The sequence below is a fragment of the Pseudoduganella sp. SL102 genome (assembly GCF_027856995.1).
GTDB classification, from domain to species: domain Bacteria; phylum Pseudomonadota; class Gammaproteobacteria; order Burkholderiales; family Burkholderiaceae_D; genus Rugamonas; species Rugamonas albidiflava.
On the sequence record NZ_CP115554.1, the window covers coordinates 2,504,958 to 2,530,774 of the forward strand.

A 25,817-nucleotide genomic window follows, 5' to 3' on the forward strand; every position below is an offset into this window, starting at 1 on the left:
GCACCATGAGCACAAGCCCAATGACGCGCAAGCTGACGCCCCTGCTGGTGTCGCTGGCCATCGCCCTGTCCGCCTGCAGCTCCACGCCGCTGACCACCAGCACGCTGGACCAGGCCCGCAGCGATTACGTGGCGGCGCAAAGCAACAGCGCGGTGTCGCAATACGCGGTGCGCGAGTTCAACGACGCCACCGCGGCGCTGACTGCCGCCAACAATGCCGCTTCCGAGCGCGAAAGCATCGAGAAGGTCGACCAGCTGGCCTATGTGGCCAAGCAGAAGATCGCCACCGCGCAGGAAGTGGCGCGCGCCCGCAAGGCCGAAGTGGACCTGAAGCAGTCGGCCCAGGAGCGCGAGCAGGTGCGCCTGCAGGCCCGCACCGCCGAGGCCGAAGCGGCCAAGCGCTCGGCCGAACAGGCACAGGCCGAAGCGGAAGCGGCGCGTGCCCGCGCCGAGCAGGCCAACGCCGCCACCCAGAGTGCCCAGGCACAGAACCAGGCCCTGGCGGCGCAACTGGCCGAACTGCAAGCCAAGCAAACCGAGCGCGGCACCATCATCACGCTGGGCGACGTGCTGTTCAATGTCGACCAGGCCGTGCTCACGTCCGGCGGCCAGGCCACCGTGCAGAAGCTCGCCACGGTGCTGCGCGAGAACACCGACCGTACCGTGCTGATCGAAGGTTTCACGGACAGCACCGGCTCCACCGCCCACAACCTGGAACTGTCGCAGCGCCGCGCCGAAGCGGTGCGCAGCGCGCTGTCGCAAGCGGGCATCGACCGTTCGCGCGTGGAAGTGCGCGGCTATGGCGAAGCCTACCCGGTGGCCGGCAATGAAACGGCGGGCGACCGCCAGCTGAACCGCCGTGTCGAGATCGTGCTGTCCGAACCGGGCAAGCCGATCCAGGCACGTCGCTGATTACACCGAAAGGAACACCATGTCCGAAACGACCCCCACCCAGGCCAGCGGTATCGATACCGCGGCCATCCGCGCCGCCGCACAGAACCTGTCGGACGGCGCGGTCACGGCAGGCTACAAGGGCGACCGCGAAGCCGTGCTGAAGATGCTGAACGACGCGCTCGCAACCGAGCTCGTCTGCATCAACCGCTACAAGCGGCATTACTACACCGTCAGCGGCAAGAACAATTCGGCGGTCAAGGCCGAGTTCCTCGAACACGCCGGCGAAGAAGAAAAGCATGCCGACTGGCTGGCCGAGCGCATCGTGCAGCTGAACGGCGCGCCCGACTACAACCCGGCCACGCTGCACGAACGCAGCCATGCCGAATATGACGATTCGCTCGAGGTGCAATCGATGGTCCGCGCCAACCTGATCGCCGAGCGCGTGGCCATCGAAGCCTACCGGCAGATGATCGAAAAGATCGGCGACACCGATCCCGTCACCACGCAGCTGCTGGTCAAGATCATGGCCGAGGAAGAAGAGCACGCGGATGACATGCGGGATCTGCTCGAGTGAGCATGTCGCGCGATTTGCTCGAATGAGCATGCCGTTGTAAAGTTGATACTCAACACTGTGAAAAGGAGCTTTAATCATGCTGGAAAATAACATCAGTACCGTCAACAACGACGTGAAAACCCTGGTCAAAGACGCGCAAGCCCTGTTCACTGCCGCCACCGCACTGACTGGCGAAAAGGCGGAAGAACTGCGCGGCCGCGGCATGCGCGCGCTGGATTCGGCGCTGGCCAAGGCCCAGGATGCACAGGTGAAGGCGGTTGAAACCGGCAAGCAGGTCGCCGCCAGCACCGATGTGTATGTGAAGGAAAACCCATGGCGTTCGATCGCCGTGGCGGCCGGCGTCGGCCTGCTGGTCGGTGTGATCCTGGGTCGTAAATAAACCCCCGGAACTGGGAGACGCCATGGAGCACTCCGAGCATACCGAACCGCGCGCTCCCGGCCTGATCGGTTCGTTGTCGGGATTGGTCAAGAACGCCTTGCGTCTTGTCCTGTCCCGCCTCGAACTGGCACTGGCGGAACTGTCGGAAGTCCGCGATCATCTCATCCGGCTGGCGGTGCTGTTCGCGCTGTCGATCCTGGCGGCCTGGTTTGCGATCGCTTTCGGCACCGCGACACTGGTCTTCCTGCTGTGGGATGCGCTGGGCTGGAAGATCCTGCTGATCCTTGCCGTGGTCTTCGTGGTGATTGCCTACCTTCTCGTGAAGGCGGCGATGGCCAAGGTCCGCAACGGCTCGCTGGCGCTGCCGGCGACGATGGCGGAACTGAAGGCCGACCGCGACATGCTGTTGTGAAAGGAAAGCGATGAGCGACAACGAACAACGCAAGGCCGCGCTCGATGCCACCAAGGCCCGGCTGATCAAGGAAGGTGAGCTGTACCGCATCGGCGTACTGGCCGGCAAGCACCACATGGCCCAGGCACTGCACCCCGAGGTGCTGCTGCATGGCGCCGTCGACCTGGCGGTCGGCACGGTGCAAACGCGGCTCGCCGGCGTGATCGGCGGTACCGCGGCCGCGGCGGGCGCCGGTGGACTGCTCGCCAACTACAAGACGATCATGCCGATCGCCATGTCGGTGGGCTCGTTCATCTCGCGCAAGCGTCTTGTGAAGCCGGCGATCGGCGTCGGTGCCGTGCTGGCCGCGGTCGGCGCGTGGCTCTACAAGCGCAAGCAGAGCGGCTCGCTGTAAGGCACGCATGCGTCGCCCCGAACGCCGCGGACTTCCGCGGCGTTTTTTTTCACCGTACGGCAGAGCTCGTGTCATGGTGCCTGCAATGCGGTGCGGTGCACCGCGAATTAGATGCAATGGAAGGAGTGATCCCTTGCAAGGGATCACCGCATTGCAGGCGCGGTGCGGTGCACCGCGAATTAGATGCAATGGAAGGAGTGATCCCTTGCAAGGGATCACCGCATTGCAGGCGCGGTGCGGTGCACCGCGAATTAGATGCAATGGAAGGAGTGACCCCTTGCAAGGGATCACCGCATTGCAGGCGCGGTGCGGTGCACCGCGAATTAGATGCAATGGAAGGAGTGATCCCTTGCAAGGGATCACCGCATTGCAGGCGCGGTGCGGTGCACCGCGAATTCCCTGCAATGCCACCCTGACACGGCCATAGCCATTTCAGCCCCAGGCCCGGCGCGCGTGACGGTGGCGCGCTACAATCCCTGCCAGTGCTTTTCTTTCAACGAGGAGGTGTGCCTTGAGCGATGCGGATTCCCATCCACTGAACCCGAACGGCATGCGCGTCGTGCTCGTGCTGCAGGGTGGCGGCGCCCTGGGCGCCTACCAGGCCGGGGTGTACCAGGCGCTGCACGAACACGGGCTGGCGCCGGACTGGGTCGTGGGCACCTCGATCGGCGCGATCAATGCCGCGCTCCTGGCCGGCAACCGGCAGGAAGACAGGCTGCAGCGCATCCGGGAATTCTGGGACCGCATGTCCCAGCGCGATCCCTACAATCCCCAGTGGATGACCGAGGCGCAGCGGCGCCAGAATATCCGGCTGTCGACGCTGCACGCGATGGTGTCCGGCATCCGCGGCTTCTTCCGGCCGCGGCCGTTCAGTCCATTCGGCCTCGGCTTGCAGGTGCCCGCCGAGCAGGCCAGTTTCTATGACACCGAGGAGCTGGCGGCCACGCTGAACGAACTGGTCGATTTCGATGTGCTGAACAGCCCGGAGGGCATGCGCCTCACCGTCAATGCGCTGCGCGTATCGACTGGCGGCCTGGTCAGCTTCGACAGCCTCGATCCCGGGCGCATCACCGCCGACCACATCCGCGCCAGCGGGGCGCTGCCGCCCGGTTTCGCGGCGGTGCGCATCGATGGCGAGCTGTACTGGGATGGCGGCCTGTATTCGAACACGCCGCTGCAGACCGTGCTGGACGACACGCACCGGCCGGTCGATACGCTGTGCTTCATGGTCGACCTGTGGAGCGCGCAAGGGCCGGAGCCCGACACGTTCGAGGAAGTACAGACGCGGCAGAAGGACGTGACCTTCGCCTCCCGCTCGCAGCGCCATCTCGACGACTATGTCAAGGTGCGCCGCCTGCAGCAAAAGCTGCGCGAGCTGTACGCTTCGATGCCGCCGGCGCAGCGCACTGCGCAGCACGCGCGCGACCTCGCCAATCTGGGCTGCGACACGACGCTGCACGTGGTGCGTATTCCCTACGCCGGCCACGACTGGCACATGCCGCTGAAGGACATCAATTTCTCGCGAGGGTCCGTGGAGTGGCGCTGGAGCCAGGGCTATGCGGATGCACAGCGTGCCATCGGGGCGGCGGGCTGGCTGGCCTTCGTCTCGGAAGATACGCCGCTGGTGGTGCACGAGCTGCCGCCGCTGCCGGATTCGCCGGCCGCGGGCGCGCAGCAGCTGCCGCTCGGTCCCGAGGAAGCGGCGCGCTGAGCGGCAGCCCCGGTCCACGGTCCGCAATCGACGTTCCGTAACCAGCAGCCTGCCGCCAGCAAACCGCATCCGCAGTCAGCAGCCCAGTCCGCAACCCGCAGTCCGCGCCCCGCAGTCCTCAACCTTATTCCGACGGCCCGGCGGTGTCGTACACGCCGCCCATCTGGTTCGACTGCGCCACCAGTTCCTTCACATTGGCCATGTCGCGCTGGTAGGTTGCGCGGGCCTCCCGCATGCAGGCCTGGCGTTCGGCGCGGCCGGCTTTCTTGCAGTCGTTCATCGCCTCATTGAGCGCCGCGCCGATTTCCTTGCGCTTGGTGGCGATCTGCGCCTGCACCGAGCCGTCGGCCTTCATCCAGCGCGCCGGCTCGCCGCGGGCGAGTTCCCGTTCCTGGTGCTGCGCCATGGCCGGCGATGTGCTTTGCGCCCATGCCGTGCTGCCCAATCCGGCAAGGCCGGCGGCGAGCGCGGCACCGATGATGATCCGTTTCATGATGTACCCCCATCAAGTGAGCGGGGCGCCGCAGCGCCCCGTGTTTTCCGTTACAGCCTGCCTGTCAGCAGCATGATCAGCAGCACGACGACGATCAGGCCGGCGATGCCGCTGGGCGCGTAGCCCCAGTTCCTGCTGTGCGGCCAGGTCGGCAGTGCGCCGATCAGAACGAGTACCAGAATGATCAAGAGAATGGTGCCCATGGTTGCTCCTTTATGTGTTGGTGTGATTCCTGGGACTCTGTCGCAACGCGCCACGCGGGACGCGCGATGGGGACGCGCGCCTGCCGATCACGGCGCGCTTCCGTTGGTCCGCAGCGGTGTCGGCAGCGTGCCGCCTTGCCGTGGTCAATAGCGGTAGACGCGGCCGTCGACCATCCGCACGCGGCTGCCCACGCGCAGGTCGTAGGCGTTGTCCTGGTTCACGGTGCGGTAGTCGCCGTTATCCAGGCGGATGCTGATCTGGTACATGTCGTGCGGGGCATTGCGGTTCGATTCGATCTGGTTGCCCACGACGGCCCCGCCGATCGCGCCGGCCGCCGTGGCCGCGGTGCGGCCGCCGCCCGATCCGATCTGGTTGCCCACGAGGGCCCCGACCAGGCCGCCCGCGACCGCCCCTGCACCACTGGTGGCGGGATCCACGCGTACGACCTGGATATTCTCGATCGTGCCGTAGGTGGATGCGTCGGCCTGGGTCGAGTAGTTGGTGCTGGTCGGTTGATTACTGGCGCAACCCGCGGTCAGCAGAGTGACCGCGACCATCGCTGCGCTCAAGGCGTGAGTTGGTTTCATTTCGATCCTCCTTGATGATGTGGCGCCAGATTAGTCCCGCGATGCGGCCGGGGTCTGTGCGATGCCGCACCCTGTCCTGCCGAGCCGCGGCCGGCAGGGCAGGGCACTCAAGTTGTTGTAAAACTTGCACTGAATGTACGCCAGCGTACAGAAAGGCCGGCCCGGTTAGCGGACACTGTCGTCATGGAGAACAGGCATGGAGCGATCGGCATGAAGGCGGCACCTGTCGTAACAGAGCGCGCATTGAAGTGCCCGACTGAGCGCCCGGCAGAGGGTGCTGCAAATGGCGTGGCAAACATGGCAGGACGAAGCGCGATGCGTGCGCTGTTGACGCACGCGGCCAGCATCGTATTGTTTGCATGCGCTACTGCGGCCAGTGCCGCCACGCCGGAAGCGAAAGCGCTGTTCGAGCAGGCCAGGTCGGCCGCGGCCGCGGAATACAAGGCGGTGCGCGAGCGCTGCAACAGCCTGGCAGGCAATCCAAAGGATGTCTGCATTGCCGAGGCCAAGGCCGCGCGGGTACGCGCCGAAGCCGATGCCACGGCGCAGTTCCGCAACACGCTGCGGGCCTATACCAAGGCGCGCATCGACATCGCCAATGCCGACTTCGCGCTGGACCGCACCCGCTGCGCCGCGCTGGCGGGCAACGAACGCGATGTCTGCGTGGAACGGGCCAAGGCCAGCCGCACGGCGGCGCTGGCCGATGCGCGGGCGGACAAGAAAGTCATCGAGGCGCGCAGCGATGCGCGCGAGGACAAGAGAATCGCCGAGTACAAGGTGGCCGCGGAAAAATGCGACGCCTTGTCCGGCACGGCCAAAGACCAGTGTGTCGCGGCTGCGAAATCCCAGTTCGGCTATTGAGGTCGGCCGCTGGTCAGAAGCTCGTTTCCGGGCATTTTTACAACACGAAGAAGGAGTACTACCATGATCGCTAAAAAATTCGTCGCTCAAAAAATCGCCACTGCCGTCTTCACCGCCGCCACCGTGTTCACCGTTGTCGGCTGCGCCGGCTCGGCCACCAAGGAAGGCACCGGCGAATACATCGACGACGCCGTCATCACCACCAAGGTGAAGTCGTCGATCTTCAACGAGCCGACCCTGAAAGCCACCGAGATCAACGTGGAAACGTTCAAGGGCACCGTGCAGCTGTCCGGCTTCGTGGCCCAGCCGGGTGACATCACCAAGGCCGGCGAGATCGCCCGCGGCGTGAAGGGTGTGCAGTCGGTGAAGAACGACATCCGCGTCAAGTAATCGGGACGCGGCCGGACCGTCCAGCGAGCCCCATCGAGGCGCGCGGGCGGCACCGGTCGCGATGCATTGGATGGACCGTCCGCACATCGTTTCCCAGGAGCCGGCCGCACCGGCCGAGCAAGCATCGGAAGGCGGCGAGCACGCGTCCAAGCTGCAGTTACCCCTGCATGTGCATGCCAAGGGGCTGGCGCTGGGCATCATCGCCACCGTCGCCTTCCTGTATGCGCTGCAGTGGGGCAGGAACTTCCTGGTTCCCCTGTTACTGGGGATCTTCATCGCATACACCCTCAATCCCCTCGTCAACTGGCTCGAACGCCTGCACGTCAAGCGCATCATCGGCGCCACGCTGGTGACCGGCGCGATCTTCGGCGGCTCCGTCGTCGTCATCGACAAGGTGCATGGCGAATTCCAGAACATCGTCGAGGAATTGCCGACCATTACCCATAAGCTTTCCCGCCTGCTCGCCTCCACCACGGGGTCCAGCACCAGCACCATCTCGCGCATCCAGGCCGTGGCCAACGAAATCGAGCAGGTCACCGCGGGCAGCAGCGCGCGCCGCGCCGCCAAGCGGCAGCAGGAGGCCACCGCGACAGCCGCCACCGCCAATACCGGCGGGATCCGCGTCATGGACTGGGTTTGGGTCAGCGCGCGCGGGCTGGTCGGTTTCCTCTCGCAGGCAACGATGGTGATCTTCCTGGTGTTCTTCCTGCTGCTGTCGGGTGATACGTTCAAGCGCAAGCTCGTCAAGCTGACCGGGCCTTCGCTGACGAAGAAGAAGATCACCGTGCACATCCTGGAAGACATCAACACGTCGATCCAGGCCTACATGTTCATGCTGCTGGTGACCAATGTGCTGCTGGCGCTGCTGATGTGGATCGCGCTGCGCGCCATCGGCCTGGAGAACGCCGGCGCCTGGGCCATCGTGGCCGGGCTGCTGCACATCATGCCGTACTTCGGGCCGCTGCTGATCACCAGCGCCACCGGCCTGGTCGCCTTCCTGCAATTCGAATCGCTGCAGATGGTGCTGCTCGTGACCGGCGCGTCGCTCGGCATCGCCACGCTGGTCGGCACCTTCGTCACCACCTGGATGACGGGCCGCATCGCCCGCATGAACGCCGCCGCCGTCTTCGTCAGCCTGCTGTTCTGGGGCTGGCTGTGGGGCGTGTGGGGGCTGCTGCTGGGCGTGCCCGTGATCGTGATCGTCAAGGTCGTCGCCGAGCGGGTGGAAGGGATGGAGATCGTCGCCGAACTGCTGGGCGAGTAGGGCGCTCACGGCTTGCTCGCCTGCCGGTAGCCAGTCCCTCGCGGCCCGGCCGGCGCCAACGTAAAACCCGTGACAGGCTCCGATTCTTTCGGATTCCCTGGCAACACTCGAGAGATCCGCTCAGATAAGCCCACCCAAGTGCAGATTCCGGGGTCAGATACCGTCTTGTTTTGCAAGGCCCGAATTCAAAAAATTCGGGTCGAATGGCTTGCCAGAGCAAACCACGCCGTAAATCAGATGAACCAGCTTGCGCATGACGGCGCCGGTGACGGCCTTGGGAGCCATGCCATTGGCGCTCAGGCGCTCGGCAAAGGTCTTCAGCAAGGTGTTGTACCGCTTGGCGACCATGCCAGGCATGTACAGTGCACTACGCAGATCATTGTTGCCGATCTTGCTCATGCTTGTCCGACCGCGCACTGATGTTCCAGAGCTTTTTTGCTTTGGACTGACTTCAATAAATGCCGTAAGTGCCTTGGCCGATCCGAAGCGCCTAATGTCACCAATGTGGCCCAGGACCTTAGCTATCGTAGTGCTGCCAATGCCCGGAATATTGCGGATCAGATCGGCGTCATGTTTCAGGCCAGGATGCCTGTCGATGTGATCGTCGATCTCCTTTTCCAGCTCGGTGATCTTTTGATCGAGCCATTTTACGTGCTCATCGACGTTTTTCACCAAGTCGGCCTGACCGGCAAAATCATGAGCTTCCATCCGGTTCTTTTCCTGTTGCCTGATGTCCTTGAGCGCAAGCAGCCGATCGCTCAAACCCTTGAGTTCACGCTGTTCCTTTGGAGGTGGCACCCAAACTGGTGGCCTCTTCGCAGCACAGAATCGGGCGATCAGCCCGGCGTCAATTTGATCGTTTTTGTTGCGGATGTTTTCGGACTGCCCAAAACCTTTGATGCAGCCTGGATTGATGACGCTCACCATGATGCCCGCATCGTGCAACCACAGAGCAAGCGGCTCGCTATAGACACCGGTCGCTTCCAGACACACGTGAGCGCTGTCTGGAGAGACCTTCTGCTTGACCAACCATTGAACCAGTTTCTGGTAACCCTCCGGCGTATTGCTGAGCGTCTTCGATTTCGCTTTGCCACTGACCAGCAGAACAATATCGAGCTTCTTCTTACTCACATCAACGCCAACTACCGGGGTTACTGCCATTTCCATCATTTCCTCTCTCGTATGCGGGCTTAGCGTAAGAACGCCGTCCCAAGATACCGTACGGACTTCAATGAAAAAACAGGCAAGGCCACCTATCTGACCCACAGGCTCGAAGCCTTAATCCCGAGCGGTGTGACCTTGCCTGGCCGGAACTGCAGCGGAAGTATCCACTGAATTGTCGGTACGCTCAAGATACGAGACCCGGCGGGGCGTAGCCGGGGTTTCGAGGAGCATCGCTCCTTGCCGGCGTAGCAGTGCTCGCCTACCGGCGAGCACTCCTCCCTGACCCCAGCCCTTCGCTGTTGGGGTGAATGCATGCGCTTTGCCACCGCTCTTGCCGGTGCGTTTTACTTCGCCTTCACCTTCAACTGGCCGTTTTCATCGCGCGGATGATGCTTCAGGCTGCCGATCTGCAGCGCGTACTGGCGGGCGAACTCGGCACCGAGGAAGAAGATCTGCGCCGAGTAATACACCCACAGCAGCAGCGCGATCGTGGAGCCGGCGGCACCGAAGCTGCTGGCCACGCCGCTGTTGCCGATATAGGCGCCGATGCCGAACTTGCCGATCATGAACATGATGGCGGTGCCGATCGCGCCGATGATCACGTCTTGCCAGGCCAGCTGGATGCGCGGCAGCAGCTTGTAGATCACGCCGAACATGGTGGCGATCACGAGGAAGCTGATGGTGTGGTTCAGCACGGTGATCAGCACCGTCGCGTCCGGCCAGTAGCGGTTCCAGAAACGCTGGAAGATTTCCAGCGCGGCGCTGACCACGAGCGACGTCAGCAGCAGGAAACCCAAAGCCAGCACCAGCCCGAACGACAGCAGCCGCGTGCGGATCGTGTCCCACACGGTATTGTCGGTCACCGGCGGCAGTTGCCAGACTTCGTCCAGGCTTGCCTTCAGCTCGGCGAACACGCTGGTGGCGCCGAACAGCAGCAGGGCGCCGGCGATCAGCGTGGCGATCTTGCCTTCTTCCTCGTTGTGCGCGCCGGCCAGGATCAGCTGGATCGCTTCCGCGCCCTGTGCGCCGACCATGCCGCGCAGTTGCGCGAACAGCTCGCCCTGGGCGGCTTCCTTGCCATAGAAAATGCCGGCGATCGCGATCACGAGCACCAGGATCGGAGCGAGCGAGAACAGCGTATAGAACGCCAGCGCCGCACCCTTGCTGCTGCCGCGGTGGTCGAACCATTCCATCAGCGCGCAATACAGCAGGTTGGGGACCTTCTTGGCGATATGGGGGAACTTTCTCCAGTTCATTATCTGCTCCGTTTAAACAAAAAGGGGCCGAAGCCCCTTTTTTGTACAGCGATCGTCGTGGACCGCAGCGGTGAGCTGGCCTGGCCAGTCATCGCTGCGGCAACCCGCCAGACGGCAGGTCGTTCCATTACGCCGATCAGTTCACGCGACGTTCGATCGTGATCTGCTCGACTTCGACGCGGCGGTTCGGTTCCAGGCACTTGATCAGGTCCGAGCGCTTCTTGTCGTTGCACTGGACGATCGGCTGGGATTCGCCCTTGCCTTCGGTGGTCAGGCGGTCGGCGGCGATGCCCTTGCCGACCAGGTATTCCTTGGCGGCGGCGGCGCGTTTTTCCGACAGCGTCTGGTTGTACTTCTCGGAACCGATACGGTCGGTGTGGCCGGAGATCGTAATGCCCGTCAGGCTCGGGTTCTCGGTCAGCACGCGCGCGATGTCATCGAGCTTCGGCTGGTCGCCGCGCAGCTTGGCGCTGTCGAACTCGAACAGTTCGGTGGCCGACATCGTGACCTTCTCGAAGCGTGCTGGTGGCGGCGGCGGCGGCGGAGGAGCGACCGGTGCCGGTTCAGCCGCGGCTACTGGCGGCGGTGCCGGCGGTGCCGATGGCTGCGGCGACGGGCCCAGCGCGTAGTTGAAGCCCACCGTGGCGTAGACGTTGTTCGAGCGGTCGTGACGGAAGTCGTCGCTGCCGATGAAGCCGTACACGCTGCGCACATCCGCCTGGAACGACCAGCGGTCGTTGATGACGGACTGGAAGCCCAGGCCGGCCGACACGTACGGTGAGGTACGGTGCGGTTCGGCGAGGCTGCGGAACGGGTTTTCCTTGTCGCGCTGGGCACCGAGGCCGACCAGCACGAACGGGCGGAAGGTCTTGCGCGAGAACAGGTACAGGAAGTCGACACCCAGCGTTTCTTGCTGGTAGCGCGCGCCGTTCTCGCTGGAGCGGGCGTAGGTGTAACCCAACTGGATATCCCAGTTTTCCGACAGCGGCTTACCGAACTTCAGGCCGCCACCATAGCCGGTCTTGTCGGTCGCCCAGTCGGAATCTGGTTTCATGGCGTTGACGCTGGGCTGGATGTACCAGTTCGGATTGATGACGGCATCCTGCGCCGAGGCGGCGAAGGAAGCGCACAGCAGGGCTGCGGCGATTGCGATCTTGTTGGATTTATTCACTGATAACTCCTGATGCGTTGGAAGAAATTTTTATCAACAGCAATATTGAGAGAAGTCGCTGTGGCTGTTCTTGGCCAGCTCTGCTTTCAATTGCAGCTTTTGCATTGCTGTTGCGTCAAGTTTATGGTGCTGGCAACCCCACCTTCGGTGCGGTACCGCACAATAAGCTTGCGTTATATCAAATGTGTGGCGATATTACAACGGGAACTGAAACATTGTCCTTCCGTCCAACGGGAGGGAAGCCGAAAAAAACGCGCCATCTCGGCGCGTTTCATGGGCATGTCGTCTGCGATCTCGTTGTCGTGAGCAACTCATGTCGTGAGTAACTCATTGTCGTGAGTAACCCATGTCGTGAGTAACCCATGTCGTGAGCAATCGCACCCCAGCCTGAACCCCGCTTGACACCTCCGGCTGGGGCAAAGCCCTTTGCTGGATCACGCCTTGTTGCTGTCCTGCTGCGAAGGAATGCCTTCGCAAAACCAGGCTTCCCTGAGGAAGCCCGCTACCGCGAAGGCGCTTACTGGGTCGTGGTGCCGCCAGCTGGCGGCGTGGTGCCGGCCGGCGTGGTGCCGGTGCCTGCCGGAGCCGTGGTGTCGGCTGGCGGGGTGGTGGTATCGGCCGGTGGCGGCGTCATGGTGTCGGCCGGTGCGGCGGCCGGGGCTGCCGGCTCGGTTGCGGCTGGCGCCGTTGCCGGTGCCGTGGTGTCGGTGGCCGGCACGTTGTTTTCCGACTTGTTGCAGGCCGACAGGCTCAGGGCGGTGATGGCCGCCAGCAGGATGGAGTATTTCATGGTGTGTCCTCTCTTTAAGGTTGGTCCGGGATGCACTTTAAACAACAAGAACCAGGCGTTCTGTTCGCGAGCGCACATTCAGGGCCGAACGTGGCGGTTTGAATACATCGCGAATTCCATGCAATTACGGCGCGAAGACATCGCGATGGCGCCAGCAGTGCGCCGAAGTGGCTTTAACTTTTGAACCATTTTATGTTCGTTGCCGCACAGACTTGTACAACGCATAACGGCAATCTGGAGCCCAATGAAGGAATGAATGCGCAGTGACCCCGCACCGCGCTAACCGGCTACCGTTATAAGGAGTGTTCAAATGCACGCAATCAGAGATTCTCACGACCTGTCGAACAGCGATGTGATGGCCTCCCAGCCCGCCGCGAAGCCGCGCCTGGCGCTGGTGGAGCGCCCGGGTCCGGGGACCGAGCGCAAGGCATTGTCGCTGGCGCCGATCGAGCGCGTACGGTCCACCTCGGCCACGCTGCGCCGTATCGAAAACATGCAGAAACTGATCGGCGAGCTGCAGCAACATGAAATGCTGGCCGACGAAATCGCCTGGTTCCTCAAGTTTTCCCCGTCCGGCGCCCGCAAGTACATCCGCGACCTGCGCGAAGCGGGCGTGATCGAACTGGCCCGTTACATCGAGGGCACCGCCACCTACCTGGGCAAGGCCGTCTACCGGCTGACCCCGGATGCCGAGCGCGTGCAAGCCTTCCTGGCCGCGATCGCCCAGCCGAAACGCGAAGGCTCGCCGCCGCGCAAGGAACGCCCGAGCCTGCGCGAGCAGAGCATGGCCGGCAGCGGCCGCCACTTCCATATCCTGGCGGACGATACGCATTACGCGATCCGCGTGAACCGCGGCCCCGTGACGCGCGACCCGCTGGTGGCCGCCCTGTTCGGCGCCCCGCAATCGTTGCAGAAGGCCCAGCAGTAAGGACGACCGGCGGCGCGGCGTCGCCAGCGCTCGCGCGGCGACCCGGCCGGCCTGCCGCGCCGAACCGTGTTTCGGACCGCTTCCGTACCGGGTTCCGTACCGGGCCGCGCACCTTGTAATATGTTCATCGCGCATTGATTGAATTGCCGGCAACGCTCCCCATCTGTGGCGACATATATCGTTATGGACGGCCACTATGGACGCATTGCTTGGTTTGACGGTCGTGGCGCTGGCAGTGGCCACGCCATTCCTGTACCCCCGCCTGACCTTGCGCCGGGCATTGGCCCGGCCACTGCCGCCAGCCGCGCTTGCCGCGCTGCGCCGCTACGTTCCCATCCATGATCGCCTCGCACCGGAGCTGCAGGAACAACTGCACCGGCTCGTCAAGCAATTCCTCCACCAGAAAAAGTTTGTCGGCTGTGCGGGGCTCGACGTCACGGACGAGATGCGCGTGGCCATTGCCGGCCAGGCTTGCCTGCTCCTGCTGAACCGCGCCACCGGCGTCTTTCCTTCGCTGCGCACGATCCTTTTGTATCCGGGCGCCTTTGCCGCGGCGCGGCAGGACGTGGGGCCGGGCGGTGTCGTCACGCATTTCCGCCAGACCATGCTGGGCGAGTCGTGGCAGGATGGCCGCGTGGTGCTGTCCTGGGACGATACCGAGCGTGGCGCGCTGGCCTGGGATGGCCATAACGTGGTGCTGCACGAATTCGCCCACCAGCTCGACAGCGAATCGGGTGCCACCAATGGCGCACCGTACCTGGGCAGTAGCGAAAATTACCGCAACTGGTCCGAGGTCCTGTCCCGCGATTATGCGCACCTGCGGCGCGCCGCATGGATGGGCAGCCAGGACAGCGTGCTCGATCATTATGGCGCCACCAGCCCGGCCGAGTTCTTCGCCGTCGCCACCGAGACATTCTTCGGCAAGCCATGGCAGCTGGCGCAGCGCCACCCGGCGCTGTACGACGAGCTGGCGAAGTATTACCGTGTCGATCCGCGCGCGTGGCTGGACGAACCGCCGGCCGCGTTCGAGCCGGACCATCCGGCATCGCTGGGGCCGGCCGTGTCGCCGGCGCTGCCCGCCAACCGCTCGTTTGCCTGGGCCAGCTGGTAATGCACTTCGAAGAGTTCGATGCCTCGCCACCATCCGCCACACCTTCTGGCGCGGCGCGCTCCGATCCCGCGCCAGCCGGCGCCGTGCCTTCCGATCCCGCGCTGCCCACCCGCCTGCAATACCTGATCGACAACACCCCGGCGCTGATCTACTCCACGGTGCCGAGCGGCGACTTCAGGATGACGTTCGTCAGCAATAACGCCTTCAACATGCTGGGCTACCGGCCTGCCGACATGCTGGCGGACCCGAATTTCTGGTTCGACCATATCCATCCCGACGACAAGCCGCGCATCGTTGCCAGCCTGGCGGAAGTGTTCACCGAAGGGCAGCGGGTATACGAATACCGTTTCCGCACGGCGGACGGGCGCTACCTGTGGATGCACGATACCCTGCGGCTGATCCGCGACGCGGCTGGCCGGCCGCTGGAAGTGATCGGCGCGCTGACCGACATCACCGACCGCAAGGCAATGGAGGACGCGCTGCTGGCGAAAGGCATCGAACAGCAGCAGCTGATCGGCAAGCTGCGCGAAGCCCATGAGCAGTTGCTGCAGGCCGAAAAGCTGGCCTCCATCGGGCAACTGGCGGCCGGCATCGCGCACGAGATCAATAACCCGATCGGCTTCGTCAATTCCAACATGAGTTCGCTGCAAGGCTACGTGGGCGCGCTGCTGCGGCTGGTCGACGAGTACCACGGCGCCATTGCCGGGTACCCTGAGCTGATCGGCCACATGGCGCCGCTGCGGCGGCATGCCGACCTGGACTTCCTGCGCGACGACGCCACCGCGCTCATCGGCGAATCCATCGACGGCTTGCGGCGCGTGAAGGAAATCGTGCAATCGCTGCGCGAGTTCTCGCACGTCGGTGAAACGGAATGGCAATTCGCCGACCTGCACCGTGGGCTGGACAGCACGCTGAACATCGTCGCCAACGAATTGAAGTTCAAGGTCACCGTGGTCAAGGAATACGGCAACCTGCCCCTGGTGGAGTGCCGAGCGTCGCAATTGAACCAGGTCTTCATGAACCTGCTCGTCAATGCCGGCCAGGCGATCGCCGAACGGGGCGTGATCCGTATCCGTACCGGCGTGCAGGGCGACTGGGTGTGGGTGGAAATCGCCGATACCGGCGCCGGCATCGCGCCGGAGCACCTGACCCGCATCTTCGAGCCATTCTTCACCACCAAGCCGGTGGGCAGCGGCACCGGCCTGGGGCTGTCGCTGTCGTATGGCATCGTCAACCGGCATGGCGGGCGCATCGAGGTCCAGTCCCAGCCGGGCCAGGGCACCGCGTTCACCGTCTGGCTGCCGCAGCGCCCGCCGCATCGGGAAGCCGGCGCCGCTGGCTGACGCATCGCTCCGCACCACCCCTGATTCCGCTATCACGATGCCGGCCGGCGAACTTGCGCCAGGCTATGTGCGTCAACGTACGGAAACACACTGGAGCGCGCGGCAAGCTGAGTGCGTCCAATTCATGCAGGAGATAACAATCATGACAACCATCATCGCCGGCCATTTCCAGCTGCAGGAACAAATCGACGGCGCACGCCAGGCCCTGCTGGAAGCGGGCTACCCGGAAGACCGCATCAGCTCGTTTTATGTGAACCAGCCCGGCCAGCATGACATGCATGCCCTGGGCGGCGACCGCACGCTGTCGCCTGGCGCCAAGGATTCCCCGGAAGGCCTGGCGAAGGGGGCCGCCACCGGCGGCGCGATCGGCGCGGCCATCGGTGCCGCGACGGTGCCGCTGACCGGCCCCGCCGGCCCGGTGGTCGGCGGCCTGCTGGGCGCGCACGTGGGCTCGCTATACAGCTTCTCGCACATGAAGGAGAAGGGTGAACCGGAGGCGGGCGGCGAAAACACGGTTGCGCCCCGCAAGTCCGGCATGCTGGTCGCGGTCGCCTTGCCGGACGGTGACGAGGACCGCGTCGTGCAACTGCTGCGCAGGCTCGGCGCCAACGACATCGAGCGTGCCGACGGCACCATCGCCGGTGGCGACTGGAAAGACTTCGATCCACTGTCGCTGCCGCGGCGCATCGCCTGATCGCCGATCGGGCCCGGCACCGTCGCGCCACGTTACTTCTGGAGGGGCGTGCATGACACACGCATGGGTAGAGCTCACGGGGCCGGATGGCCACAACGTGCAGGCACCGACCGAGGCGCAACTGGCTGCCGCGCTGTCGGAAATCTACGAGGGTGATGGCGCCGGCGCCGATGGCATCCCGCCCTCGGCGGTGCTGCGCTTCGGCTATGACGATGGGCTGATGTACCAGATGGAAGTGGTGCGCGGCGATACGGGCGGGGGCGCGATCCGCTTCGAGGAGTGGTCGGACCGCGATTGCGAGATCGCGCTGGCCAGTCCGCGCCGCATGTCGGCCGGCAAGGAAGACGCGCTGCAGTTATGGAAATGGATGGCCCAGCGCCAGGTGGCGAAGATCCGCGACCAGGACTGGCAGGAATAAAGCGGAGCGTGCCGTGTGCACGCATTCGAAATGCCGCTTATTTCCTTATCTCATTGCGATCTCAGTGCGCCATCAGCACCGGCATCGTCATGGCTTCCAGCACGGTGCGCGTGACGCCGCCCAGCAGGGTTTCGCGGAAGCGCGAGTGGCCGTACGCGCCCAGCACGACGAGATCGCAGCCGGTTTCACCGGCCAGCATCAGCAATGCCTCGCCGACATCGCCCGGACGCTTCAGCAAGCCCTGACGGGCGGTCTGGCGCACCTGCGTATCGGCCGAGATGCCGTGGCGCGCCAGCCATGCCAGCACGTCGGCGCCCGGCGTGTCGCCGAATGCCGCCGGGCGCAGGTCGGCATCGATCATCGCCAGCGTTACCTTGTCGGCCCGCGCCAGCAGCGGCAGCGCCTCGCGCACGGCGCGTGCGGCTTCCTTGCTGGCATTCCACGCAACCAGGATGTGGCGGCCGGGCGAGGGCGCGCCCGGGCTTGCCACGCCGGCCGGGGTGACGGAAATCGAACCGCGCGGCCGTGCCGTGAAGGGCACCACCATGACCGGGCAGCCGGACTCGGTGAGCACCTCGGCCGGGAAGGCCGCCGGAGACCCGCTGCGACCATCCGGCGGCGCCTGGCCGACGATGGCCAGGTCCGCATGCCGTGCCACCAGCGCCAGGCCGGCGCCGGGTTCGTCGTCGAGCACCCGTTCCTCGACACTGTGCACGCCCAGCGCATGCAACTGCGGCGCGAAGCCGGCCAGCGCGCGGCGGGCGCGCTCGCGCAGCACGTCGAGATGCAGCGCGAGGTTGGGGTCCTCGTCGTCGACCATCTCGTTCTGGTACAGGAAGCGGGAGACGCCGGTCAGCGCCACGCCGATCACGTGCGCGCCGTGCTGCAGCGCCAGGTCGGCCGCCATCAGCACCCGCGCCGCGGAGTGGGGTGCCTCGTCCACGTGTACCACGATCGTCTTGTAGCCCATGGGGGAATTATAGGACGGGTGGGCGGGTTGGCTGCGCACATCACGGCGTCGGTTGCCACCCGTGCTCAACGCCGGTGCTGCTCCAGCCGGGTCTGGCAAGCGATGCAGAAGCGCGCCTCGGGGCGGGCTTCCAGCCGGGAATAGCCGATCGGCTCGCCGCAGTTTTCGCAATCGCCATAGTCGCCGGCCTCGCCGCCACCGCCACCATGGCCGCCATCGCCATGCGGGCCGTCATCGTCGCCGTCGAATTTGGCCAGTGCGTGGCGGATCGACGACAGTTGCGCCAGCCGAAGTTCGTCCGCCTCCGCTTCCAGCTGGTTCAGCGTGCGGTTGCTGGCGCTGTCGGCGGGGGAGGTTTCCACTTCCTCGACAGCCTGGGCACGGTTGGACTCGCCCGCCGGCCGGGCCGCAAGCTGCCGCAGCAGCGCGAGCTTGCGCTGCTCGAGCGAGGCATGCAGCGCCGCGCGCTGGACCGGGGTCAGGGCATTCATGTCTCCATTGTATGCCCGTCCCCGGCGGGGAGGGAGGCCTTCTTGGCAGTGTCCGGTAATGCGGCGAGGTGTTCCTTCAGGTCTTCCAGCGCGGGCACCAGGGCTTCCGGCTTCAATGCCGCGATCGCGGCGGCCGCGTTCAGCAGCGCCGAGGCAATCCCGGCCAGTTCCTTCGCGCGGTCGATGCGCCGGATGTGCTCGCGGGCACGCGCCGCCAGGTCGAGCAGTTCGCGGGCCGGCAGGGCCAGCCCCCGGGCGGCGTATCCGGTCGCGTCCGCATACAGGGCGTTGGCTTGCTGGCGCAGGGCGATTTCCTGCTCGAACAGCGCCTGCGCCTCGCCATGCGATATCGACTGGCCGGAGGTGGCGGCATTCTTGCGGATTGCCGCCATAATGCTTTTGTGCAACGCATGCGCGCTGTCGGACAGGCTGTCGGCCAGTGCTTCGATGTCCGCGGCAGACATGGCAACAGCCGCGCCGGCAGCGCCGCCGGCACCGCTGGTGTCGTCGGTGCGATTGGTGTCGCCGGTGCCGCCGGTTCCGTCGGCGCCTGTGGCGCCCGTGCTGGTGGTCTGGTTCATGGCGTGCCTCCTGCCTGGTTGGCGGCGACGCGTGCCGCCGGTTGCGGATCGGCCGGCGCCGGGGCCAGGCCGCGGTACAGCGCTTCATGGCGGTCGCGGATCGCCTGCAAGTGCTGCCGGGCCAGCGTGTGGCGCCGGCCCAGCAGCCGGTATTCATCGAGCTTGTCCTGCCGGTGGGCTTTCGCCAGGGCCGCCAGCAGCCGCTCCTGCGGACTGTCGGCAAACGGGATCTCCGTTTCCAGCATGCCGATCACGATGGCCTGCTCGTTGTCGTGGTTCTTGTCGTAATAGCGCAGCACGGTGCTCATCGCGTCGAGCGAGTCACGGAGTGGCTCGTAGCCGTCGCGCAGCATGTCCTGCACGGCCTGGTCCTGGGCGCGCCCGGTGCCGATGCGCGCCAGCAGCCGTGCCAGGCCGGACACCGCATTCACGTGGCGGTCCGTCAGGCCCGTGTCGGGCCAGGCCTTGATGCCTTTCGCCACATCCTTGATCTGGTCGCCCGGGTCGAACTGGTCGCCGCCGGCCAGCTTGCCCAGCGTGCGCAGGTAGGCGACGACCGCCTCGTGGATCGCCACCAGGTCCGGGTAGGCGGCGCGGCGCTGGGCGTCGATGGCTTGCTCGCGGCGATCGGCGGCCGGGCTCAGGTACGGTTGTTCACGCTGGTAGGTATCGCGGTAACGCTGGCTCAATTCCGCATAACCGTTCAGCTTGGGCGCTTCGGCGGCAAAGGCGCGCACTTCCTTCAGGCGCGCGTTGCCGGCGCACCCGGCCAGCAGGGCGGCCAGCAGCAACAGGATCGTCAAGCGAAGGATCGGGGAACGAAGGATCGGGGAACGAAGGATCGAACAGCGGGGGATGGAACGGCCGGCGGGCGGCAGGAACCGTGGCAGGAAGGAAGGGCGCATGATGTTCCCGTTTCGTGAGCGGAATTAACATCTTGCGCCTGCAAGAGCGTCACTGTTTGCGGCAACGCAAACAGCGGGAGCCGGGCGGCAAAGTCAGGCGGCGGGATTCAGGCAGGCAACGGCTGGCAGCGCCGCGGCGGACGCACCGCTGCGCCACTGCAAGCCGGCCACCGTGTCGCCGAGGGGCTGGTATTCGCAGCCGATCCAGCCGTCATAGCCCAGTTCGTCCAGCAGGGCGAATACCCCGTCGAAGTCGATCACGCCGGTACCGGGCTCGTGGCGGCCCGGTGCATCGGCCAGTTGCACGTGGCGGATATGCGGCAAGGCGCGCCGCAGCATCGCCGGCACGTCTTCGCCCATGCTGTGCATGTGATAGATGTCGGATTGCAGGAATACGTTGCTGCTGTCGCAGGCGGCGATGATGTCCAGCGCCTGCTCGGTGCGCGACAGGAAATAGCCGGGCATGTCCACCGTGTTGATCGGTTCGATCAGCAGGCGGATACCGCGCGGGCCGCACAGGTTCGCGGCGTATTCGACATTGAACAGGTAGGTTTCGCGGGCGCGGCGCAAGTCCATGCCTGGCGGAATCACGCCGGCCAGGCAATGCAGCTGGGGCACACCGAGCAGCGTGGCGTATTCCAGCGCGCGGTGCACGCTGTTGCGGAAGTCCTTGTGGCGGCGGGGATCGCAGGCCAGGCCGCGATCGCCGGCCGCCCAGTTGCCTGCCGGCAGGTTGAGCAACACCATGCGCAAGCCGCTATCGTCGAGCCGGCGCCGGATCGCCGCCGGCTCGTGCTCGTAGGGGAACTGGCATTCGACGGCATCGAAACCGGCCGCGCGCGCGGCAGCAAACCGGTCCAGGAAAGGCAGTTCCGTGAACAGCACGGTCAGGTTGGCGGCAAATTTAGGCATGTGCGTTGGTCATGTGCGGCTAGTTATCTGAAAGCCACTATGGTATCAACCGCGGGCGGGGTTAGCAATTATGCACGGTTTCCCATCTGGCCACCAACACGGCAGCCAGCCAAGCCTGAATCTGCGCCAGGTGAGGCGGAATCAGCGCCCGCGGCCGCCACTGCCGCCACGGTTGCCGCCCCCGCCACCGCCGCCACCGCCGGAACGGGAGGGGGCGTTGCCGGCCGGGCGCTGGCCACCGCGGGGGGCGGCGCTGCGTGCGCCCGGAGCCGCTGCCGGCCGGGCGCCACCGCTGTTGCCACCGCCGCTGCCGTTGCTCGCACGCGACACGCCAGGCTTGCCGCGGCCGCCGCCGGGGTTGTTGCCGCCGGCGCGCGGATTGCGGTGCGGGCCGTTGCCGCTGCGCAGCTGGATCGGCTGCGGGCGAGCGGTCGGGTCCGGCTCGAAGCCGGCGATCACTTCGCGGGGCAGGGTTTGCTTGATCAGCTTTTCGATGTCTTTCAACATGTCATGCTCATCCACGCACACCAGCGACACGGCCTCGCCCTTGGCGCCGGCGCGGCCGGTGCGGCCGATGCGGTGCACGTAGTCTTCCGGCACGTTCGGCAAGTCGTAGTTCACCACGTGCGGCAGCTGGTCGATATCGATGCCGCGCGCGGCGATGTCGGTCGCCACCAGCACCTGCAGCGTGTTGTCCTTGAACTCGGCCAGGGCGCGGGTGCGCGCCGACTGGCTCTTGTTGCCGTGGATCGCCATCGCCTTGATGCCATCCGCGCCCAGCTGGTCGACCAGCTTGTTGGCGCCGTGCTTGGTGCGGGTAAATACCAGCACCTGCGTCCACTTGTGCGTGCGGATCAGGTGCGACAGCATCGGGTGTTTCTTGTCGCGGTCGACCGGGTGGATCTTTTGCGCGATGATTTCCACCGTCGAATTGCGCCGCGCGACTTCGATCGTGGCCGGCTTGTCCAGCAGGCCATCGGCCAGCGCCTTGATCTCGTCGGAGAAGGTGGCCGAGAACAGCAGGTTCTGGCGCTTGGCCGGCAACGCGGCCAGCACCTTGCGGATATCGCGGATGAAGCCCATGTCCAGCATCCGGTCGGCTTCGTCCAGCACCAGGATCTCGACCTTGTCCAGGTTCACGGTGCCTTGCTGCATGTGGTCGAGCAGGCGGCCCGGCGTGGCGACGAGGATGTCGACGCCATGCTTGAGCTGCTTGATCTGCGGATTGATCGACACGCCGCCGAAGATCACGGCCGAGTTCAGTTTGGTGTATTTGCCGTACACGCGCACGCTTTCCTCGACCTGGGCGGCCAGTTCGCGGGTGGGCGTCAGAATCAGCGCACGGATCGACCGGGTCGAGGTGTTGTTCGCCAGCTTGGCGCCGACCGCGTCGGTAGACAGGCGATGCAGCAGGGGCAGCGTGAAGCCGGCGGTCTTGCCGGTGCCGGTCTGGGCGCCGGCCAGCAGGTCGCCACCGTTCAGCACGGCGGGAATGGCTTGGGTCTGGATGGGCGTCGGCGCGGTATAACCCGTTTCGGTCACGGCACGGACGATCGCATCGGACAAGCCGAGTTGGGAGAAGGACATAGTTGCTCTGGAAGAATACAGCCCCATGCCAGTCGCAGGCAGGGAAAATGTTGAATGAGGCCGGACTGGTCGGCAATTTCTCTCAGGCAGTATATCAGTATTGAGGGAAACTGAATTTCGTAATAGAAATAAAAAAGGCCCCGAAGGGCCTTTTTTGTATCAAAGCTACACGAAATGTTGATCTCAGGCAAATTCAGCAAGTAAACCGACCATCTGGCCAAACACGCGCGGGCTGCCGGCGATCACGTGGCCGGTCCGCATGTAGTTCGATTCGCCATTGAATTCGCCGGCGATACCGCCCGCCTCGGTCACCAGCAGCGTGCCGGCGGCGATATCCCACGGCTGCAGGCTCTTTTCGTAATAGCCATCCAGGCGGCCGCTGGCCACGTAGGCCAGGTCCAGCGCGGCGGAGCCGGCACGGCGCACGCCGTGGCAGCGCTCGGCCATGATGCCGTACATCTTCAGGTATTCATCCAGCGCCTTCGGGCTGCCGTTCTTGTAGCCGGTGCCCAGCAGCGCGCCGGCGATGCGGTCCAGCTTGCGCACGCGGATACGCTTGTCGTTCAGGAACGCGCCGGCGCCTTTTTCAGCCGTGAACAGTTCGTTGCGCACCGGGTCGTAGACGACGCCCAGCGTGATCACGCCGCGCTGCTGCAGCGCGATCGATACCGCGTACTGGGGAAAACCATGGATGAAGTTGGTGGTGCCGTCCAGCGGATCGATGATCCACACGAATTCGCTCTCGTCGTTCACGTTGCCGGTGGTGCCTGATTCCTCGCCCAGGAAGGCGTGGGAAGGGTAGGCCTTCTGCAGCACCTCGATGACGGCCTCCTCGGCGGCGCGATCCACGTCGGTGACGAAATCGTTCGGATTCTTTTCGGCGAAGCTGACCCGGTCGAGGTCGAACGAAGCGCGGTTGATGACGGCGGCGGCGCGGCGCGCGGCCTTCACGGCCGTGTTGAGCATTGGATGCATGGCAATTCCGTAGAAAAATGACAGGCCGCCATGGCAGTCGGATGCCTGCGCGGCGGTGGCTGTGTGAACAGGAGCGAATTAAAAGAGCGGCGCAAAACGAAAGGCACAACAACGAAGCAGACCACGTTGCGCACATCGGCAAACATCACGCCGATGGCGGCAAAACGCAGCGCAAACCCCGGGCGTTGTAAAATCTTCCGTTTCGCGAAAACCGCTATTCTAAATGATGCCGCAGGAAATGACACTGAGCACGCCGCCTTCGCAGCCTCCGCAGCCGCTTTTCCAGCGCCTGAGGGTCGTGCTGGTCGAAACCAGCCGCCCCGGCAATATCGGTTCGGTCGCCCGGGCCATGAAGACGATGGGCTTTGCCGAGCTGGTGCTGGTCAATCCCCGTGTCGAGGGCGCCCTGCAGCACGAGGAAGCGGTGGCCTTCGCCAGCGGCGCGCAGGATGTGCTGGCCAGTGCCCGCATCGTCGCCACGATGGCCGAGGCGCTGGAGGGCATCAACTTCGCCGCCGCCGTGTCGGCCCGGCTGCGCGAGTTCTCGCCACCCGTGCACACGCCGCGCGAAGTGGCGGTGCAGGTGGCCGCGGCTGCCGAGCTGTACCCCGCGCTCATCCTGGGCAACGAGCGCTTCGGCCTGCCGAACGAGATCGTCGAACGCTGCAACGTATTGATCAATATCCCCGCCAATCCCGCGTATTCGTCGCTGAACCTGGCCCCGGCCGCGCAGGTGCTGCTGTACGAGTGCCGCATGGCGGCCCTGGACGGCGCGGTACCGGCCGCCTCGCCGGTCGGCTTTTGCGGCGACGCGGCCAGCCAGGCGCAGATCGAAGGCATGTACGCGCACCTCGAGCAGGCGCTGGTGGCGATCGGCTTCCTCGACGCGGACAATCCCCGCAAGCTGATGCCGCGCCTGAAGCGGCTGTTCGCCCGCACCGGCCTGGAGACGGAAGAAGTCAACATCCTGCGCGGCATCGCCCGGCAGATGATGGCGCACGGGCGCAAGCCGGAGGAGTGAATTCGGCTGGCACGGGAGGCTCTGGTGTCGCATGCCGTTTTCCGTGAGAATGGTGCCTGATAATGTTGCTTGATACCGGTGCTTGATACCGATGCTTGATACCGGTGCCTGATACCGGTGCTTGATACCGGTGCTTGATACCGGTGCCTGACAACGGTGCTTGATACCGGTTGCCGGATTCCGTTCGGGTACGCCGTCCCATTCACGGCTGGCGAATCGGCTGGCGAATCGGCTGGCGAATTGGCTGGCGAATTGGCTAACGAAATGGCTGGGGAAATGAAATGGTAGTCCGCATCCTGCTGGCAATCATGGTGGTGCAGATCGCGGCGGCGCTGGCGATCTGGTATGCCGCCGCGCGCTATGTGCCGCTCGACCTGGCCTTGCTGCTGGCGCTGCTGTCGGTGGTGCTGGTACGCGGCGCGATCAGTGCCAACAATTTCCGCATGGCGCGCAAGTTTTCCAGCGACGTGCCGGCCGAGCACCAGCTCGACCTGGCGGCCCGGCTGTGCCTGTTCTGTGGCGAATTCCGCGCCTCGATGCTCACCTCGTCCTGGACCATGCTGCGCCACCGGCCCGCCCCCTTCTTCGCCCCCGAGGCCAGGGCGCTGCCCGTGCTGCTGGTGCACGGCTATGGCTGCAACGGCGGCTTCTGGGCGGCCCTGCGCGCCCGGCTGCGGTGCGAACGCATGAGCCACGATACCGTCGACCTCGAACCGGTCACCGCGCCGCTGGACGATTACGTGGAACACGTCGAACGCGCCGTGCAGCGGCTGCTCGCCGCCACCGGCGCGCCGCGCGTGGTGATCGTCGGCCACAGCATGGGCGGGCTGGTGGTGCGCGCCTGGCTGCGCCGCCACGGCGCGGCGCACGTGGCGCGCATCGTCACCGTCGGCACGCCGCACCACGGCACCGGCCTGGCCGCGCTGGGCATCGGCGCCAACGCGCGGCAGATGCGCCAGGATGCCGAATGGCTGGCGCAGCTGGCGCAGGACGACGCGGCGCACCGCGCGCTGGTCACGTCGATCTGGTCGTGGCACGACAATATCGTGGCGCCGCAGACGTCCTGCCGCCTGGCGGGCGCGAAGAATATCGCCTTCGGCGGCATCGGCCACGTGGCGCTGGGCAGCGATCCGCGCGTGCTGTGCCGCATCCTCGATGAAATTCTCACCGCCGGCCCTTTGACGCGGCCGCTTTCCCCCGCTACAATCTGTTGACGTACGGCAATACTTACTTATGTCGGGACAATAACCGCCAAGGGAGGACGGGCACGCCTGCCGTGCATCGCGTCCGTACGGAATAAGGGATACTGACAGGACGGGGAGGGCTGCTGCCCGGCAA

The 25,817-nt window shown here is 65.1% G+C and carries 30 protein-coding genes; 16 read left to right on the forward strand and 14 right to left on the reverse strand.

Translation table 11 applies throughout. The annotated features are described in order from the left end of the window. Positions 1–5: 5 nt before the first annotated feature. The 6 genes from OU994_RS10655 to OU994_RS10680 all read left to right on the forward strand — a co-directional run bounded on the left by OU994_RS10655 (position 6) and on the right by OU994_RS10680 (position 4,363). Positions 6–911 carry an OmpA family protein gene (locus OU994_RS10655; RefSeq protein ID WP_281610713.1) on the forward strand — a complete coding sequence of 302 codons (906 nt, stop codon included), beginning with the start codon at positions 6–8 and terminating at the stop codon, positions 909–911. A 19-nt stretch (positions 912–930) separates the two neighbouring features. Next, complete coding sequence (locus OU994_RS10660) at positions 931–1,467, forward strand: ferritin-like domain-containing protein (protein ID WP_131146928.1); 537 nt, start codon at positions 931–933, stop codon at positions 1,465–1,467. Positions 1,468–1,543: 76 nt separating this feature from the next. Then, on the forward strand, positions 1,544–1,846 hold the full coding sequence (locus OU994_RS10665; protein ID WP_131146927.1) for a YqjD family protein: 303 nt from the start codon (positions 1,544–1,546) through the stop codon (positions 1,844–1,846). Positions 1,847–1,868: 22 nt separating this feature from the next. Further along, positions 1,869–2,258 (forward strand): phage holin family protein, encoded by a 390-nt coding sequence (locus tag OU994_RS10670; protein ID WP_281610714.1) that lies wholly within the window; start codon positions 1,869–1,871, stop codon positions 2,256–2,258. Positions 2,259–2,268: 10 nt separating this feature from the next. Then, complete coding sequence (locus tag OU994_RS10675; protein ID WP_131146925.1) at positions 2,269–2,652, forward strand: hypothetical protein; 384 nt, start codon at positions 2,269–2,271, stop codon at positions 2,650–2,652. Positions 2,653–3,163: 511 nt separating this feature from the next. Beyond that, a complete protein-coding gene (locus OU994_RS10680; protein ID WP_373922575.1) occupies positions 3,164–4,363 on the forward strand; it encodes a patatin-like phospholipase family protein in 1,200 nt (399 codons plus the stop codon). A gap of 124 nt (positions 4,364–4,487) precedes the next feature. Here the strand turns inward: OU994_RS10680 and OU994_RS10685 are convergent, their stop codons facing one another. From OU994_RS10685 to OU994_RS10695, 3 genes are all read right to left on the reverse strand, one after another. Then, positions 4,488–4,856, reverse strand: coding sequence for a hypothetical protein (locus tag OU994_RS10685; RefSeq protein ID WP_281610715.1), 369 nt, complete (start codon positions 4,854–4,856; stop codon positions 4,488–4,490). 50 nt (positions 4,857–4,906) lie between these two features. After that, on the reverse strand, positions 4,907–5,059 hold the full coding sequence (locus tag OU994_RS10690; RefSeq protein ID WP_130185456.1) for a DUF3309 domain-containing protein: 153 nt from the start codon (positions 5,057–5,059) through the stop codon (positions 4,907–4,909). Positions 5,060–5,203: 144 nt separating this feature from the next. Continuing rightward, a complete protein-coding gene (locus tag OU994_RS10695) occupies positions 5,204–5,647 on the reverse strand; it encodes a glycine zipper 2TM domain-containing protein (RefSeq protein WP_131146923.1) in 444 nt (147 codons plus the stop codon). A gap of 315 nt (positions 5,648–5,962) precedes the next feature. Here OU994_RS10695 and OU994_RS10700 point away from each other — a divergent pair, with 315 nt between their 5' ends. The 3 genes from OU994_RS10700 to OU994_RS10710 all read left to right on the forward strand — a co-directional run bounded on the left by OU994_RS10700 (position 5,963) and on the right by OU994_RS10710 (position 8,162). Further along, positions 5,963–6,508, forward strand: a complete 546-nt coding sequence (locus tag OU994_RS10700; RefSeq protein ID WP_281610716.1) for a hypothetical protein — start codon at positions 5,963–5,965, stop codon at positions 6,506–6,508. Positions 6,509–6,571: 63 nt separating this feature from the next. Then, a complete protein-coding gene (locus OU994_RS10705; protein ID WP_131146922.1) occupies positions 6,572–6,898 on the forward strand; it encodes a BON domain-containing protein in 327 nt (108 codons plus the stop codon). A 70-nt stretch (positions 6,899–6,968) separates the two neighbouring features. Next, positions 6,969–8,162, forward strand: a complete 1,194-nt coding sequence (locus tag OU994_RS10710; RefSeq protein WP_373922576.1) for an AI-2E family transporter — start codon at positions 6,969–6,971, stop codon at positions 8,160–8,162. Between the two features lie 153 nt (positions 8,163–8,315). Here the strand turns inward: OU994_RS10710 and OU994_RS10715 are convergent, their stop codons facing one another. From OU994_RS10715 to OU994_RS10730, 4 genes are all read right to left on the reverse strand, one after another. Then, on the reverse strand, positions 8,316–9,332 hold the full coding sequence (locus tag OU994_RS10715; protein ID WP_281610717.1) for an IS110 family transposase: 1,017 nt from the start codon (positions 9,330–9,332) through the stop codon (positions 8,316–8,318). A 338-nt stretch (positions 9,333–9,670) separates the two neighbouring features. Continuing rightward, on the reverse strand, positions 9,671–10,582 hold the full coding sequence (locus tag OU994_RS10720; RefSeq protein ID WP_281610718.1) for a YihY/virulence factor BrkB family protein: 912 nt from the start codon (positions 10,580–10,582) through the stop codon (positions 9,671–9,673). A 136-nt stretch (positions 10,583–10,718) separates the two neighbouring features. Beyond that, complete coding sequence (locus OU994_RS10725; RefSeq protein ID WP_281610719.1) at positions 10,719–11,753, reverse strand: OmpA family protein; 1,035 nt, start codon at positions 11,751–11,753, stop codon at positions 10,719–10,721. A 517-nt stretch (positions 11,754–12,270) separates the two neighbouring features. Beyond that, entirely contained in the window at positions 12,271–12,543 is a 273-nt protein-coding gene (locus OU994_RS10730) for a hypothetical protein (RefSeq protein ID WP_281610720.1), read from the reverse strand. 355 nt (positions 12,544–12,898) lie between these two features. Here OU994_RS10730 and OU994_RS10735 point away from each other — a divergent pair, with 355 nt between their 5' ends. The 5 genes from OU994_RS10735 (at position 12,899) to OU994_RS10755 (ending at position 17,037) form a co-directional block, all read left to right on the forward strand. Then, the gene (locus tag OU994_RS10735) at positions 12,899–13,471 is read left to right on the forward strand and encodes a winged helix-turn-helix domain-containing protein (RefSeq protein WP_165497856.1); all 573 of its coding nucleotides are present in this window, start codon (positions 12,899–12,901) and stop codon (positions 13,469–13,471) included. 196 nt (positions 13,472–13,667) lie between these two features. Then, positions 13,668–14,582 carry a zinc-dependent peptidase gene (locus tag OU994_RS10740; protein WP_281610721.1) on the forward strand — a complete coding sequence of 305 codons (915 nt, stop codon included), beginning with the start codon at positions 13,668–13,670 and terminating at the stop codon, positions 14,580–14,582. Continuing rightward, a complete protein-coding gene (locus OU994_RS10745) occupies positions 14,582–15,925 on the forward strand; it encodes an ATP-binding protein (RefSeq protein WP_373922577.1) in 1,344 nt (447 codons plus the stop codon). The genes OU994_RS10740 and OU994_RS10745 overlap by 1 nt, the downstream gene beginning before the upstream one ends. A gap of 142 nt (positions 15,926–16,067) precedes the next feature. Continuing rightward, a complete protein-coding gene (locus OU994_RS10750; RefSeq protein ID WP_281610722.1) occupies positions 16,068–16,619 on the forward strand; it encodes a glycine zipper domain-containing protein in 552 nt (183 codons plus the stop codon). Positions 16,620–16,671: 52 nt separating this feature from the next. Further along, on the forward strand, positions 16,672–17,037 hold the full coding sequence (locus tag OU994_RS10755) for a hypothetical protein (RefSeq protein ID WP_281610723.1): 366 nt from the start codon (positions 16,672–16,674) through the stop codon (positions 17,035–17,037). Between the two features lie 61 nt (positions 17,038–17,098). Here the strand turns inward: OU994_RS10755 and OU994_RS10760 are convergent, their stop codons facing one another. The 7 genes from OU994_RS10760 to OU994_RS10790 all read right to left on the reverse strand — a co-directional run bounded on the left by OU994_RS10760 (position 17,099) and on the right by OU994_RS10790 (position 23,449). After that, positions 17,099–18,007 (reverse strand): universal stress protein, encoded by a 909-nt coding sequence (locus tag OU994_RS10760; RefSeq protein ID WP_281610724.1) that lies wholly within the window; start codon positions 18,005–18,007, stop codon positions 17,099–17,101. A gap of 65 nt (positions 18,008–18,072) precedes the next feature. After that, a complete protein-coding gene (locus tag OU994_RS10765) occupies positions 18,073–18,498 on the reverse strand; it encodes a TraR/DksA family transcriptional regulator (RefSeq protein WP_131146912.1) in 426 nt (141 codons plus the stop codon). Continuing rightward, positions 18,495–19,079 carry a hypothetical protein gene (locus tag OU994_RS10770; RefSeq protein ID WP_281610725.1) on the reverse strand — a complete coding sequence of 195 codons (585 nt, stop codon included), beginning with the start codon at positions 19,077–19,079 and terminating at the stop codon, positions 18,495–18,497. Before OU994_RS10770 ends, OU994_RS10765 begins: the two co-directional genes overlap by 4 nt. After that, entirely contained in the window at positions 19,076–19,882 is an 807-nt protein-coding gene (locus tag OU994_RS10775) for a hypothetical protein (RefSeq protein WP_281610726.1), read from the reverse strand. The genes OU994_RS10770 and OU994_RS10775 overlap by 4 nt, the downstream gene beginning before the upstream one ends. 195 nt (positions 19,883–20,077) lie before the next feature. After that, on the reverse strand, positions 20,078–20,896 hold the full coding sequence (gene hyi, locus OU994_RS10780; RefSeq protein WP_281610727.1) for a hydroxypyruvate isomerase: 819 nt from the start codon (positions 20,894–20,896) through the stop codon (positions 20,078–20,080). 141 nt (positions 20,897–21,037) lie between these two features. Beyond that, positions 21,038–22,483 (reverse strand): DEAD/DEAH box helicase, encoded by a 1,446-nt coding sequence (locus OU994_RS10785; RefSeq protein ID WP_281610728.1) that lies wholly within the window; start codon positions 22,481–22,483, stop codon positions 21,038–21,040. A 183-nt stretch (positions 22,484–22,666) separates the two neighbouring features. Next, positions 22,667–23,449, reverse strand: coding sequence for an inositol monophosphatase family protein (locus OU994_RS10790; RefSeq protein WP_281611619.1), 783 nt, complete (start codon positions 23,447–23,449; stop codon positions 22,667–22,669). 232 nt (positions 23,450–23,681) lie between these two features. Here OU994_RS10790 and OU994_RS10795 point away from each other — a divergent pair, with 232 nt between their 5' ends. Both OU994_RS10795 and OU994_RS10800 read left to right on the forward strand, forming a co-directional pair. Continuing rightward, positions 23,682–24,479: an RNA methyltransferase gene (locus tag OU994_RS10795; protein WP_281610729.1), complete on the forward strand. Its 798-nt coding sequence runs from the start codon at positions 23,682–23,684 to the stop codon at positions 24,477–24,479. Between the two features lie 281 nt (positions 24,480–24,760). Then, positions 24,761–25,693: a triacylglycerol lipase gene (locus OU994_RS10800; protein ID WP_281610730.1), complete on the forward strand. Its 933-nt coding sequence runs from the start codon at positions 24,761–24,763 to the stop codon at positions 25,691–25,693. The last annotated feature ends 124 nt before the right edge of the window (positions 25,694–25,817 follow it).

Coding starts and splice junctions, on each gene's coding strand:
- OU994_RS10665 (WP_131146927.1), top strand. CDS start 1,544: ATGCTGGAAAATAACATCAGTACCGTCAACAACGACGTGAAAACCCTG.
- OU994_RS10770 (WP_281610725.1), bottom strand. CDS start 19,079: ATGAACCAGACCACCAGCACGGGCGCCACAGGCGCCGACGGAACCGGC.
- OU994_RS10720 (WP_281610718.1), bottom strand. CDS start 10,582: ATGAACTGGAGAAAGTTCCCCCATATCGCCAAGAAGGTCCCCAACCTG.
- OU994_RS10750 (WP_281610722.1), top strand. CDS start 16,068: ATGACAACCATCATCGCCGGCCATTTCCAGCTGCAGGAACAAATCGAC.
- OU994_RS10800 (WP_281610730.1), top strand. CDS start 24,761: ATGGTAGTCCGCATCCTGCTGGCAATCATGGTGGTGCAGATCGCGGCG.
- OU994_RS10735 (WP_165497856.1), top strand. CDS start 12,899: ATGGCCTCCCAGCCCGCCGCGAAGCCGCGCCTGGCGCTGGTGGAGCGC.
- OU994_RS10715 (WP_281610717.1), bottom strand. CDS start 9,332: ATGATGGAAATGGCAGTAACCCCGGTAGTTGGCGTTGATGTGAGTAAG.
- OU994_RS10675 (WP_131146925.1), top strand. CDS start 2,269: ATGAGCGACAACGAACAACGCAAGGCCGCGCTCGATGCCACCAAGGCC.
- OU994_RS10690 (WP_130185456.1), bottom strand. CDS start 5,059: ATGGGCACCATTCTCTTGATCATTCTGGTACTCGTTCTGATCGGCGCA.
- OU994_RS10660 (WP_131146928.1), top strand. CDS start 931: ATGTCCGAAACGACCCCCACCCAGGCCAGCGGTATCGATACCGCGGCC.
- OU994_RS10730 (WP_281610720.1), bottom strand. CDS start 12,543: ATGAAATACTCCATCCTGCTGGCGGCCATCACCGCCCTGAGCCTGTCG.
- OU994_RS10745 (WP_373922577.1), top strand. CDS start 14,582: ATGCACTTCGAAGAGTTCGATGCCTCGCCACCATCCGCCACACCTTCT.
- OU994_RS10755 (WP_281610723.1), top strand. CDS start 16,672: ATGACACACGCATGGGTAGAGCTCACGGGGCCGGATGGCCACAACGTG.
- OU994_RS10765 (WP_131146912.1), bottom strand. CDS start 18,498: ATGAATGCCCTGACCCCGGTCCAGCGCGCGGCGCTGCATGCCTCGCTC.
- OU994_RS10695 (WP_131146923.1), bottom strand. CDS start 5,647: ATGAAACCAACTCACGCCTTGAGCGCAGCGATGGTCGCGGTCACTCTG.
- OU994_RS10685 (WP_281610715.1), bottom strand. CDS start 4,856: ATGAAACGGATCATCATCGGTGCCGCGCTCGCCGCCGGCCTTGCCGGA.
- hyi (WP_281610727.1), bottom strand. CDS start 20,896: ATGCCTAAATTTGCCGCCAACCTGACCGTGCTGTTCACGGAACTGCCT.
- OU994_RS10785 (WP_281610728.1), bottom strand. CDS start 22,483: ATGTCCTTCTCCCAACTCGGCTTGTCCGATGCGATCGTCCGTGCCGTG.
- OU994_RS10705 (WP_131146922.1), top strand. CDS start 6,572: ATGATCGCTAAAAAATTCGTCGCTCAAAAAATCGCCACTGCCGTCTTC.
- OU994_RS10760 (WP_281610724.1), bottom strand. CDS start 18,007: ATGGGCTACAAGACGATCGTGGTACACGTGGACGAGGCACCCCACTCC.
- OU994_RS10740 (WP_281610721.1), top strand. CDS start 13,668: ATGGACGCATTGCTTGGTTTGACGGTCGTGGCGCTGGCAGTGGCCACG.
- OU994_RS10700 (WP_281610716.1), top strand. CDS start 5,963: ATGCGTGCGCTGTTGACGCACGCGGCCAGCATCGTATTGTTTGCATGC.
- OU994_RS10655 (WP_281610713.1), top strand. CDS start 6: ATGAGCACAAGCCCAATGACGCGCAAGCTGACGCCCCTGCTGGTGTCG.
- OU994_RS10790 (WP_281611619.1), bottom strand. CDS start 23,449: ATGCTCAACACGGCCGTGAAGGCCGCGCGCCGCGCCGCCGCCGTCATC.
- OU994_RS10670 (WP_281610714.1), top strand. CDS start 1,869: ATGGAGCACTCCGAGCATACCGAACCGCGCGCTCCCGGCCTGATCGGT.
- OU994_RS10710 (WP_373922576.1), top strand. CDS start 6,969: ATGGACCGTCCGCACATCGTTTCCCAGGAGCCGGCCGCACCGGCCGAG.
- OU994_RS10795 (WP_281610729.1), top strand. CDS start 23,682: ATGATGCCGCAGGAAATGACACTGAGCACGCCGCCTTCGCAGCCTCCG.